Here is a 10,971-nt window from a genome sequence, read left to right as displayed (position 1 = left end):
CGACGCGTCCACCGGCCCCGCCGCCGTCCGGGCTCAGCGCCGTCCGGAGCGCCGGTCCTTCCCGCCGCCCTCGCCGCCGGTCAGACCGGCCCGGCGCAGCGCGTCCGCCATGGCGCTGTTGCCCAGCGGGGCGTTGCCGCCGGAGCCGGAGCCCGAGCCGCCGCCGCGCCGGTCCTGACCGCCCCGGCCGCCCTGGCCCGCACCCTGACCTGCGCCCCGGTCGCCGCCACGGCGCTCCTGGCGCGGCGGGCGGGCCTGCCGCTCACCCCGGTCGCCACCGCGGTCGCCGCGGTCACCGCGGTCGCCGCCCCGCTCCCGGCCGACCTCGTCGTCCAGCCGCAGGGTGAGCCCGATCCGCTTGCGCGGCACGTCCACCGTGAGCACCCGGACCTTGACGATGTCGCCGGGCTTGACCACCTCGCGCGGGTCCTTGACGAAGTTCCTGGACAGCGCCGAGACGTGCACCAGCCCGTCCTGGTGGACGCCCACGTCGACGAAGGCGCCGAAGGCGGCCACATTGGTGACCACCCCCTCCAGCACCATGCCGACCTCCAGGTCGCCGATCTTGTCGACGCCCTCCTTGAACACCGCGGTGCGGAAGGCCGGGCGCGGGTCACGGCCCGGCTTGTCCAGCTCGCCGAGGATGTCGGTGACGGTCGGGACGCCGAAGGTGTCGTCGGCGAACTCCGCCGGGCGCAGCGCCCGCAGCCGCTCCCCGTTGCCGATCAGCTCGCGCAGCTCGCCGCCGGTGGAGGCGAGGATCCGGCGCACCACCGGGTAGGCCTCGGGGTGCACGCTGGAGGCGTCCAGCGGGTCCTCGCCGCCGGGGATGCGCAGGAAGCCCGCGCACTGCTCGAAGGCCTTGGGGCCCAGCCGGGAGACGTCCTTGAGCTGCCTGCGGGTGCGGAACGGGCCGTTGGCGTCGCGGTGCGCCACGATGTTGTCGGCCAGCGTGGCGGTGATGCCGGAGACCCGGGTGAGCAGCGGTGCCGAGGCGGTGTTGACGTCCACGCCGACGGCGTTGACGCAGTCCTCGACCACGGCGTCCAGCGAGCGCGACAGCTTCACCTCGCTCAGGTCGTGCTGGTACTGGCCGACGCCGATCGACTTGGGGTCGATCTTGACCAGTTCGGCCAGCGGGTCCTGGAGCCGGCGGGCGATCGACACGGCGCCGCGGATCGACACGTCCAGCTCCGGCAGTTCCTGGGAGGCGAACGCGGAGGCCGAGTACACGGAGGCGCCGGCCTCGCTGACCATCGCCTTGGTGAGCCCCAGCTCGGGGTGGCGCTTGAGCAGGTCCTCGGCGAGCTTGTCGGTCTCCCGGGAGGCGGTGCCGTTGCCGATCGCCACCAGGTCGACGTCGTGCTTCCTCGCCAGCGCGGCGAGGGTGTGCAGCGCGGCGTCCCACTTGTTGGCGGGCTGGTGCGGGTAGATGGTCTCGTGCGCGACCACCTTGCCGGTGGCGTCCACCACGGCGACCTTCACCCCGGTGCGGAAGCCCGGGTCGAGGCCCATGGTGGCGCGGGTGCCGGCCGGGGCGGCGAGCAGCAGGTCGCGCAGGTTAGCGGCGAAGACCCGCACCGCCTCGTCCTCGGCCTCGGCGCGCAGCCGGCCCCGCAGGTCGATGCCGAGCCGCACCAGGACGCGGGTGCGCCAGGCCCAACGGACGGTGTCGCCCAGCCACTTGTCGGCCGGGCGGCCGCGGTCGGCGATGCCGAAGCGGGCCGCGATGCGCTGCTCGTAGTCGCTCTCGCCGGGCAGGTCGCCCTCGGACTCGCCGTCGTAGGGGGAGAGTTCGAGGTCCAGCACCTCCTCCTTCTCGCCGCGCAGCATCGCCAGGATGCGGTGCGAGGGGAGCTTGGTGTACGGCTCGGAGAAGTCGAAGTAGTCGGCGAACTTGGCGCCGTCGGCCTCCTTGCCGTCCCTGACCTTCGCGACCACCCGGCCGCGGCCCCACATCCGCTCGCGCAGCGAGCCGACCAGGTCCGCGTCCTCGCCGAAGCGCTCGACCAGGATCGACCTGGCGCCCTCCAGCGCGGCCGCGCCGTCCGCCACCGACTCGTTCAGGTACTGCGCGGCGAGCGCCGCCGGGTCCTGCGTCGGGTCGGCGAGCAGGGTGTCGGCCAGCGGCTCCAGCCCGGCCTCCCGGGCGATCTGCGCCTTGGTGCGCCGCTTGGGCTTGTACGGCAGGTAGATGTCCTCCAGCCGTGCCTTGGAGTCGGCGGCCAGCACCTGGGCGCGCAGCGCGTCGTCCAGCTTGCCCTGGGCGTCGATCGACTCCAGGACGGCCGCCCGGCGCTCCTCCAGCTCCCGCAGGTAGCGCAGCCGCTCCTCCAGGGTGCGCAGCTGGGCGTCGTCCAGCGAGCCGGTGACCTCCTTGCGGTAGCGGGCCACGAACGGCACGGTCGCGCCGCCGTCGAGCAACTCGACCGCGGACGTCACCTGCCCCTCGCGAACGCCCAGTTCCTCGGCGATCTTGCGCTCGATCGCCTGCTGGGCCTGCCGGGCCACCTGTTCGACTGGCGTGGTCACGAAGCCGGTCACCTTCTCCTTCAGTGCTTTCGCCGTACCCCCCGCATTCTGGCAGGTGCCGGTGACACCGCACGGCCGCACCCGGGGTGGCGGGCGTGGCGCGCGCCCGGGCCCGGCGTTCGCCGTCCGTCCGCCGGCCGATCACCGTCCCCTCACCTCGTCGGGCCCGGCAGTTCGCCGATCCGCCTGTCGGGCGGCGGTCCGCGCTGTACGCTGCCGGGCATGTGCGCTGCCGCCCGGATGCACCCCGATGGACCGGTCGTCGACGCGGCCCTGGTACGGCGGTTGCTCTCCGCCCAGTTCCCGCAGTGGGTGGGCCTGCCGGTCACGCCCGTCGGGTCCGCCGGGACGGACAACGCCATGTTCCGGCTCGGGCCCGAACTCGCCGTCCGGCTGCCCCGGGTGGAGTGGGCCGCCGGGGACGTCCGGCGCGAGCACCAGTGGCTGCCCCGGCTGGCACCGCAGTTGCCGCTGCCCGTCCCCGCCCCGCTGGCCGTCGGCCGCCCCGCCGCGGGCTACCCCTGGCAGTGGTCGGTGGTGCGCTGGCTCGACGGCGTCAACCCGGCGGTCGGCGTGCTCGCCGCGCCCGAGGGCCTGGCCCGCGACCTGGCCGGCTTCGTCAACGCCCTGCGCACCCTCGACCCGGCCGGTGCCCCGGCCGGCCACCGCAGCGTGCCGCTCGCCTCCCGGGACGGCGCCACCCGCGCGGCGATCGCCCAACTCACCGGTGCGATCGACACCGCCGCCGCAACCGCCCTGTGGGACAAGGCGCTCCGCCTCCCCGAGTACGCCGGACCGCCGGCCTGGACGCACGGCGACCTCACCCCCGGCAACCTGCTGCTCAACGGCTCCGGCCGGCTCGCCGCCGTCATCGACTTCGCCCTGATGGGCGTCGGCGACCCCACCACCGACCTGATGCCCGCCTGGAACCTGCTGCCCGCCGCCGCCAGACCCGCCTTCCGCGCCGCCCTGCGCGCCGACGACGCCATGTGGGCCCGCGGCCGCGCCTGGGCCCTCTCCATAGCCCTGGTGACGATCCCCTACTACCGCCACACCGACCCGGCCCGGACCGCCAACGCCCGTCACGTCGTCCGCGAGGTGCTCGCCGACCGCAGCGTCTGAGCCGGACGGCAGACCTGGTGTCGTTCCGGCCCGACGATCTCCAGCAGCCGGTGCACCAGCGGGCTGCGGTCGTCGGCCCGCCAGGCCACGGCGACCCGGGTGCGGGCGGCAGCCGGGTCGATCCGGCGGAAGGCGACGCCGCGCAGCCGGATCCGCCGGATGCCGGCCGGGGCCAGCGAGACGCCCAGGCCCGCCCCCACCAGGGCGCACACCGTCTGCCACTCCACCGCCTGCTGTCCGATCCGCGGGGTGAAACCCGCCTCCGCGCACAGGCCGGTGATCCGGTCGTACAGCTGCGGCCCCTCCTCCCGGGGCAGCAGCACGAACGGTTCCGCCGCCAACTGCCCGAGCCGGACGACCCGTTGGGCGGCGAGCGGATGGTCCGCCGGGAGCACCGCGACGAAGGGCTCGCCGAGCACCGTCCGGAAGCGCAGCTCCGGGTCGTCGGCGGGCGGCTCGCGCAGCAGGCCGACGTCGATGCCCCGGTCGCGCAGGGCGGTGAGCTGGGGCGCGCTGGTCATCTCCCGGACGTCCAGCCGCACCCCCGGGTGGTGCTCCCGGAAGGCGTGCAGCAGGCCGGGCAGGACGGTCAGGGCGAGCGAGGCGGAGAAGCCGATCCGCAGCCGGCCCGCTTCCCCGTCGCCCACCGCCCGGGCGGCCGCCAGCCCGTCCGCGAGCTCGGCCAGCACCCGGCGCGCGACCGGCAGCAGCTCCTGCCCGGCCGGGGTCAGGGTGACGCCGCCCGGTTCGCGCCGGAACAGCGGGTGGCCGACCTTCTCCTCCAGTCGGCGGATCTGCTGGGACAGCGGCGGCTGGGCGATGCCGAGGCGGGCGGCGGCCCGGCCGAAGTGCAGTTCCCCGGCGAGCACGGTGAAGGCGTGCAGCTGCGGGAGGGGAAGTTCGGGGCGGTGCTCCATACCTCCAGGGATATCAGATCGGCCCCGCAGGAGTATTGGACGTATCCCCGCAGGCCACCTAGCGTTCGGCGCATGACAGAACGACTCGGGCGACGCGCCGTGCTCAGCGGCTCCACCTTCGAGGAACAGATCGGCTACGCCCGCGCCGTGGTGGACGGCGACTGGGTGCACGTGTCCGGGACGACGGGGTTCGACTACGCCACCATGACCATCTCCCCGGACGTGGTGGAGCAGGCCGAGCAGTGCCTGCGTACCATCGCGGCCGCCCTGGCCGAGGCCGGCTCCGGCTTCGCCGACGTGGTGCGGGTGCGCTACCTGCTGCCCGAGCGCGCGGACTTCGAGCCCTGCTGGCCGGTGCTGCGGCGCTGCTTCGGCGAGGTCCGGCCCGCCGCGACGATGCAGGTGTGCGCCCTGGCCGACCCCCGGATGCGGATCGAGATCGAGGTGACCGCCCGGCGCCAGGCCGAGTGAGGGCCGCCTGATCCACCGCCAGCATTCCTGCCGTCCCCGGCCGTTGCTATGGTTCTCCCCGCACGAGCGGCAGGGGGAGCGGACTTGGCACGGAACGTGATCGACGTCAGGGTGAGCCGGCGGGTGCTGTGGATCGGCGGCGACGCCTACCCGCTGCAGCACATCGCCCGGGCTCGGCAGTTGGTGTGGTGGCCGCCCAAGCGCTCGCGGACGGTCATCAGGTTCGTCCGGCAGGTGATTGGGCTGCTGTGCGCGGTCAGCCTGCTCGGCGCGCTCACCCGCAACGGGGCGGACGCCACGCAGGCCGCCCTCCCGAGCGTGCTGCTACTGGCCGGCCTGGCGTTCTTCCTCTACCGGCTCGTCACCAAGCTGCGGCAGAAGCCGGTGTACCGGCTGGTCCTCGACACCTCGAACGCCGCCACCACCGCTGTGGTGAGCCACCACGAGTGGCAGATCACCAACCTGATCCAGATGATCATGGAGGCGATCGACAACCCCCAGGCGGAGTTCGCCTTCCAGGTGGAGAACCTCCACATCGGCGACAAGATCACCCAGTACGGCGACCACAACACCGGAAAGCGGGTCGGACTGTGAGCAACTCCTTCCACTTCGGCGACTCGGTCACCCAGCACGGTGACCACAACATCGGCATCGTCAAGAACCAGGGCCCGGTCGATCCGCAGGCCGCGCTGCGCGAACTCGTCGCCGCCGTCCAGCAGTTGCGCGACCAGGTGCCGGCCGAGGACCGCGAGGTGCTGGACGAGTCGCTGGAGGCCATCGGCGACGGCGCCGGGGCCTCGCCGTCCGCCCTGCGCCGGGCGCTGCGCAACATCTCGGGGGTGGCCTCGCTGGTGCGGGCGGGCGCGCCGGTGGTGGAGTCGGTCCGCCGGATCCTGGAGTCGCTCAGCAGCTGATTTTCGTACTGGGTCAGAAAACTGTCCCGGTCAACCCCGACTGCTAGCCTGACCGGCATGACGGGACTGCGGGAGCGCAAGAAGGAACGGACGCGGCGGGCCATCTCCGAGGCCGCCATCGCGCTCTTCCTGGAGCACGGCTTCGACCAGGTCTCGGTGGCGGAGGTCGCCGCCGCCGCCGAGGTCTCCAAGCCCACCCTGTTCAGCTACTTCGCCAGCAAGGAGGACCTGGTCGTCCACCGCTTCGCCGACCACCAGGAGCAGGCGGCGGACGTGGTCCGGGGCCGGACCGGGGAGGAGACCGTGCTGGACGCCCTGCGCCGGGACTTCCTGGACGGCCTCGACCGGCACGACCCGGTCACCGGCCTCAACGACCACCCGGCCGTGCTGGCCTTCACCGCCCTCGTGTACGGCACCCCCAGCCTGGCCGCCCGGGTCGGCGCGTACGTGGCCCGCGCCGAGCAGTCCCTCGCCGAGGCGCTGCGCGCGGCCCCCGACCTCGCCCCGCCGCACGAGCTCACCGCCCCGCTGCTCGCCGCCCAGGTCACCGCCACCCAGCGGGTCCTCGCCCTGCACAACTGGCAGCTCCTGCGGGACGGCGGCCGCACCGCCGACGACCTCCACGCCGAGGCCGTCGCCCACGCCGACCGCGCCTTCGAGCTGCTCGCCCGGGGCTACTCCGGCGCCTGACGCCGTGGTTGGATGGCCGCCCATGACGACCCGCCACCTCGCGTTCGACGCCCTGCACAACTTCCGTGACCTGGGCGGCTATCCGGCCGCCGACGGACGGACCGTCCGGTGGGGCCTGCTCTACCGCTCCGACTCGCTCGGCAAGCTCTCCTCCCCCGCCGACCTGGAGCGGCTCCGGGCCCTCGGCGTCCGGACCGTGATCGACCTGCGCTACGACTGGGAGATCGCCGCCAAGGGCCGGGTGCCCGACGTCGACGGCCTGGACTTCCGCAACCACTCGATCGAGCACCGCCCCTACGACCAGGCCGCGATCGACCCGGACCTCGACCCGTGGCGCTACCTCGCCGACCGCTTCGCCGAGGTCGCCGAGGACGGCGTCAAGGAGATCCGCCAGACCCTGGACGCGATCACCGACGCCGACGCCCCGGTGGTCTTCCACTGCATGTCCGGCAAGGACCGCACCGGCCTTATCGCCGCCCTGGTGCTCACCCTGCTCGGCGTCTCCGAGGACGACATCGCCGCCGACTTCGCCCTCACCGAGCTCGCCACCCCGCACCTGGTCGCCGACTGGCACGCCGCCCACCCCGGCGAAACCCTCCGCTGGCCCGGCTACGGCCGCGCCCCGGAGACCGTCATCCGCCTCACCCTCGCCGACCTCGCCACCCGCTACGGCTCCGTCGAGGCCTACCTCACCGGCACCGTCGGCATCGACCACGCCCGGATCGACGCCCTGCGGTCACGCCTGCTCACACCCTGATCGACTCCGGCCGGCTGCCGAGCACCGCCCCACGCACCGGCACGGGGATCGCCGCGGTGGTACCCGAGGACCGGCCCGAGCTCTAGGGTCCGTCTTCAAACTCCCGTCTGCGGGCCGACGCCGGGGCACGCGCCTCGCCGCGTTGTCGTCGGTCGCCAATGCGCTGCATTGGGCTCCCTCCTCCGCCTTGCGATGCACGCACCCCAACGCCGCCCCGCCCGCCCTCCGGGCGAACGACGGGAGTTTGAAGACGAACCCTAGCGGCGGCGCGGCCTGCCGGAGCGGGTGCCGCTCTGGGGGCGGGGGCCGCTGCGGGGCTTGCGGTGGCCTGGGGTCGCGCCCGTCGGGGCGGTGGCGGGCCAGTGGGTGGGGCGGGTGAGGGCGGCCGGGAGGCGGGTGGTGGCGTCGCCGCGGGCGGCGTTGAGCTGGGCCTGGGTGAGGAAGAGGGCGGTGCTGAGGTCGGCGCCGGCGAGGTCGGCGTCGCGGAGGTCGGCGCCGATGAGGTCGGCGAGGCGCAGGTCGGCGCCGGAGAGGTCGGCGGCGACCAGGAGGGCGCCGCGCAGGTTGGCGCCCTGGAGGTCGGCGCCGCGCAGGCGGGCACCGAAGAGGTCGGCGCCGCGGTGCTCGCGGCGGCGGGGGACGGCGGCGCGGACGAGTTCGCCGGCCCGCAGCAGGAGCTCGCTGATCCGGCCGCGGTGGGCCGCGACATCGACGGCGAGGAGTTCCTCGGGGGTGCCGGAGGCGAGGCGGTCGGTCTCCTCCAGGGCCTGCCGCAGTTCGGCGTGGACGGGCCGGGCGGGGGCGAAGGTGAGCGCCTCGGTGAGGTACCAGAGCAGTTCGTGGAGCTGCCGGACGATCGGGAAGACGTCGAACATCGGCTTGGCGGTGGCGGGTTCCTCCCGCCAGCTGACCCCGCCGAAGGTGACCTGGGAGACCCGCTGGCCGGCGCCGAAGCAGTCGTAGACGGTGCAGCCCTGGAAGCCGCTGTCGCGGAGGCGGGCGTGGATCCCGCAGGTGAAGTCCGTCTGCAGGTTGCGGCAGGGGGTGCCGGCGGCCTTGTTCACCGCGAAGTCTGCGGTGGCCGCGAAGGGCAGGGCGACGCAGCACAGTCCGAAGCAGCTGCCGCAGTCGGAGCGGAGCGGGGTCGGCGCGGCCGCCGTGGGGTCCTGCGGCGGCTCGGTCTCGCTCACGTCCGGGGTCCTTCCAGCTGCTGGGCGCCGGCGGGAGCCGGCACCTCGAACCCGTCAAGATTACTGGGCAGGCCGCCCTCCGCTTGAGTAAGGTATGCAGGCAAGCAGAGGCCATTACATGCGGGGGGATCCGAACGATGCCGCACACGATGCCGCACATGACGCCGGAGTCGACCGTCACCGAGCTGGTCCGGATGTGGATCAGCGGCTGGACCGTCTCCCGGGGCGCCGCCGACCCGGTGGAGCGGCCCTGGGGCTGGAGCATCGACGTCGGTGCGCCGGACCGGGAGGTGGGGCGGTACGTGCTGCCCGAGCCGACCGAGCAGGCCGTCCGCGCGCTCGCCGGGGCGACCACCGCGCCGACCACCTGGCTCAAGCTGTTCGCCGAGGACGGGACGGTACGGCCCTGGCTGGGCCCTGAGTGGCGGCTGGACCAGCCCGGCTTCCTGATGACCACCGCGCTCACCCCCGAGCGGGCGCAGCCGCCGACCGGCTACACCCTGACCACCTGGACCAGGGGCGGCGTGCTGCGCGCCCTGGTGCGCAGCACGGACGGGCACCTCGCCGCCCGCGGCCAGGTGGGCCTGGCCGGCCCGGTCGCCGTACCGGACCAGATCGGCACCGCCCCCGAGCACCGCCGCCGGGGCCTGGGCTCGGTGGTGATGCGGGCCCTGCTGTCCGGCGCGTACGAGGCGGGCGCCCGCACCGGCGTCCTGGTCGGCACGGCGGACGGCCAGGGGCTCTACCGGGCCCTCGGCTGGACCACCCGCGCCCCGATGGCGAGCCTGGTCCTGGAGGCGGAGAAGCCCGAGGGGAGCTGGGTGGACTAACCGACTAGGGGAACGGCAGCAGCTCCGGCCGCTTCGGCGGCCGGCCGTCGCCGGAGGAGCGGCCGGTGAGGCGGCGGCCGATCCAGGGGCCGAGGTGGGTGCCCAGCCAGCGGGCGTCGGAGCGCAGCCGTTCGGCGCGGCCGGGCGGGGCGACGGCGGGCAGCGGGGCGCGCCAGTCGAAGGCGGCCGGGCGGCCGAGGGCCTCCAGGACGCCTTCGGCGACCCGGCGGTGGCCCTCGGGCGAGAGGTGCAGCCGGTCCTCGGCCCAGAGCCGGCGGTCGTCGAAGCAGGGCGCGGAGAACAGGTCGACGACGGCGTAGCCGTCCTGCCGCCCGAGTTCCTGGACGAAGGCCTTCATCCGCAGGATGGCGGGCAGCAGCCGGGCGCCGCCGGCCATCCTGCGGCTGGGGTCGGTGCTGGTGAACAGGACGACGGTGGCGCCGGTGGCGCGCAGTTCGGCGGCGCAGCGGCCGAGCAGCCGCTCGACCCGGTCGATGTCGCAGCCGGGCCGCAGCACGTCGTTGAGGCCGCCGGCCAGGGTGACGAGGTCGGCGCCCATCCCGGCGGCGGCGGGGAGCTGTTCGTCGTGGATCTGGCCGATGAGCTTGCCGCGGACGGCGAGGTTGGCGTACCGGAAGCCGTCGGATCCACCCTCGGATCCACCCTCGGATCCACCCTCGGACCCGCCCTCGGACCCGCCCTCGGCGGCGAGCGCGGAGGCGACCCGGTCGGCCCAGCCGCGGTAGTGGCCGTCGGGATGGAGGTCGTCGCACATGCCCTCGGTGAAGGAGTCCCCGACGGCGACGTAGCTGGCGTAACTGCGGCTGATGGTGGGCACGGGCTGCTTCCGCTCTCCTGAGTTGGCTCCGCGATCCGACGATCGTACGTGTGCACTTGCCAACCAGTGTCGCGGGGGCCCGGCCGCTCATTCGGCGTCCAGTGTGCGTTTATCGCCCTGCGCCATCCTGGGGCCACGGGGCGGCGGCCGGCGACGGGGGCCTTGCCGCCGCCCCGCTCAGCCCCCGCCCAGCTCAGCCCCCGCCCGGCGCCCGTTCAGCCCCCGACGGCCGCCGCGGCACCCGCGCCCGCACCCGCGCCCGCACCCGGAGCCGTGAACCAGTGCTCCCGCACCGCGTCGGTGGGCCGCTGGTCGCCGAGGGCGCCGAGCCCCCACTCCCCGAGGGCCTCGATCACCGGTCGCAGTTCGCGCCCCCGGTCGGTCAGCTCGTACACCGTGGCGTTGGCGGGCCGCTCCAGCCGCCGCCGTTCCGCGAGCCCCTCGCCCTCCAGCTGCTTGAGCCGGGCGGCCAGGATGTCGGTGGAGACCCCGGGCAGGTCGGCGTGCAGGTCGGTGTAGCGGCGCGGGCCGCGCAGGAGTTCACGGACGATCAGGAGGCTCCAGCGCTCCCCCACCGCGTCCAGGGCGCGGGCGACGGCGCAGTACTGGTCGTAGCTTCGGCGTGACATGTGGATCAGCATAGCCAAAAGGTTGGACTTTCCAAGTGCCTACTTGGTAGAACAAAGCGGTAGCAGCGGAGCGGTGGTGAC

11 protein-coding genes and 1 pseudogene are annotated in these 10,971 nt (G+C 74.4%); 7 read left to right on the top strand and 5 right to left on the bottom strand.

The annotated features are described in order from the left end of the window. Positions 1 to 33 precede the first annotated feature (33 nt). On the bottom strand, positions 34 to 2,532 hold the full coding sequence (locus ACFC1T_RS19875) for a Tex family protein (protein ID WP_375890283.1): 2,499 nt from the start codon (positions 2,530 to 2,532) through the stop codon (positions 34 to 36). A 222-nt stretch (positions 2,533 to 2,754) separates the two neighbouring features. On the opposite strand from ACFC1T_RS19875, the gene ACFC1T_RS19870 reads away from it, so the two are divergent. After that, positions 2,755 to 3,654 carry an aminoglycoside phosphotransferase family protein gene (locus ACFC1T_RS19870; RefSeq protein ID WP_375890282.1) on the top strand — a complete coding sequence of 300 codons (900 nt, stop codon included), beginning with the start codon at positions 2,755 to 2,757 and terminating at the stop codon, positions 3,652 to 3,654. Here ACFC1T_RS19870 and ACFC1T_RS19865 read toward each other — a convergent pair. Continuing rightward, positions 3,615 to 4,571, bottom strand: coding sequence for a LysR substrate-binding domain-containing protein (locus tag ACFC1T_RS19865; RefSeq protein ID WP_375890281.1), 957 nt, complete (start codon positions 4,569 to 4,571; stop codon positions 3,615 to 3,617). The two genes, ACFC1T_RS19870 and ACFC1T_RS19865, sit on opposite strands and share 40 nt — an antisense overlap. 72 nt (positions 4,572 to 4,643) lie before the next feature. On the opposite strand from ACFC1T_RS19865, the gene ACFC1T_RS19860 reads away from it, so the two are divergent. From ACFC1T_RS19860 to ACFC1T_RS19840, 5 genes are all read left to right on the top strand, one after another. Beyond that, a complete protein-coding gene (locus ACFC1T_RS19860; protein WP_375890279.1) occupies positions 4,644 to 5,042 on the top strand; it encodes a RidA family protein in 399 nt (132 codons plus the stop codon). A gap of 84 nt (positions 5,043 to 5,126) precedes the next feature. Then, positions 5,127 to 5,636: a DUF6232 family protein gene (locus tag ACFC1T_RS19855; RefSeq protein ID WP_375890277.1), complete on the top strand. Its 510-nt coding sequence runs from the start codon at positions 5,127 to 5,129 to the stop codon at positions 5,634 to 5,636. Next, on the top strand, positions 5,633 to 5,956 hold the full coding sequence (locus ACFC1T_RS19850; RefSeq protein ID WP_375890276.1) for a hypothetical protein: 324 nt from the start codon (positions 5,633 to 5,635) through the stop codon (positions 5,954 to 5,956). Before ACFC1T_RS19855 ends, ACFC1T_RS19850 begins: the two co-directional genes overlap by 4 nt. Positions 5,957 to 6,013: 57 nt before the next feature. Next, the gene (locus tag ACFC1T_RS19845) at positions 6,014 to 6,646 is read left to right on the top strand and encodes a TetR/AcrR family transcriptional regulator (protein ID WP_375890274.1); all 633 of its coding nucleotides are present in this window, start codon (positions 6,014 to 6,016) and stop codon (positions 6,644 to 6,646) included. Between the two features lie 22 nt (positions 6,647 to 6,668). Continuing rightward, positions 6,669 to 7,403, top strand: a complete 735-nt coding sequence (locus ACFC1T_RS19840) for a tyrosine-protein phosphatase (protein WP_375890272.1) — start codon at positions 6,669 to 6,671, stop codon at positions 7,401 to 7,403. A 257-nt stretch (positions 7,404 to 7,660) separates the two neighbouring features. Here ACFC1T_RS19840 and ACFC1T_RS19835 read toward each other — a convergent pair whose 3' ends face one another. Then, entirely contained in the window at positions 7,661 to 8,593 is a 933-nt protein-coding gene (locus tag ACFC1T_RS19835; protein ID WP_375890270.1) for a pentapeptide repeat-containing protein, read from the bottom strand. A 158-nt stretch (positions 8,594 to 8,751) separates the two neighbouring features. Here ACFC1T_RS19835 and ACFC1T_RS19830 point away from each other — a divergent pair, with 158 nt between their 5' ends. Then, positions 8,752 to 9,423 carry a GNAT family N-acetyltransferase gene (locus ACFC1T_RS19830; protein ID WP_375890268.1) on the top strand — a complete coding sequence of 224 codons (672 nt, stop codon included), beginning with the start codon at positions 8,752 to 8,754 and terminating at the stop codon, positions 9,421 to 9,423. A 4-nt stretch (positions 9,424 to 9,427) separates the two neighbouring features. On the opposite strand, the gene ACFC1T_RS19825 is transcribed toward ACFC1T_RS19830, so the two are convergent. Both ACFC1T_RS19825 and ACFC1T_RS19820 read right to left on the bottom strand, forming a co-directional pair. Beyond that, complete coding sequence (locus ACFC1T_RS19825; protein WP_375890266.1) at positions 9,428 to 10,261, bottom strand: SGNH/GDSL hydrolase family protein; 834 nt, start codon at positions 10,259 to 10,261, stop codon at positions 9,428 to 9,430. Between the two features lie 245 nt (positions 10,262 to 10,506). Continuing rightward, positions 10,507 to 10,890, bottom strand: a pseudogene (locus ACFC1T_RS19820) (winged helix-turn-helix transcriptional regulator); the annotation flags it as partial. Positions 10,891 to 10,971 lie beyond the last annotated feature (81 nt).

This window comes from Kitasatospora sp. NPDC056076, assembly GCF_042266305.1.
In the GTDB taxonomy this organism is placed as follows: Bacteria; Actinomycetota; Actinomycetes; order Streptomycetales; family Streptomycetaceae; genus Kitasatospora.
This window is presented reverse-complemented; position numbering and strand designations above follow the sequence as displayed.

Excerpts from the sequence above, each read along its gene's own strand:
- ACFC1T_RS19865 (WP_375890281.1), bottom strand. The coding sequence starts at position 4,571 with ATGGAGCACCGCCCCGAACTTCCCCTCCCGCAGCTGCACGCCTTCACC.
- ACFC1T_RS19870 (WP_375890282.1), top strand. The coding sequence starts at position 2,755 with ATGTGCGCTGCCGCCCGGATGCACCCCGATGGACCGGTCGTCGACGCG.
- ACFC1T_RS19860 (WP_375890279.1), top strand. The coding sequence starts at position 4,644 with ATGACAGAACGACTCGGGCGACGCGCCGTGCTCAGCGGCTCCACCTTC.
- ACFC1T_RS19845 (WP_375890274.1), top strand. The coding sequence starts at position 6,014 with ATGACGGGACTGCGGGAGCGCAAGAAGGAACGGACGCGGCGGGCCATC.
- ACFC1T_RS19830 (WP_375890268.1), top strand. The coding sequence starts at position 8,752 with ATGACGCCGGAGTCGACCGTCACCGAGCTGGTCCGGATGTGGATCAGC.
- ACFC1T_RS19840 (WP_375890272.1), top strand. The coding sequence starts at position 6,669 with ATGACGACCCGCCACCTCGCGTTCGACGCCCTGCACAACTTCCGTGAC.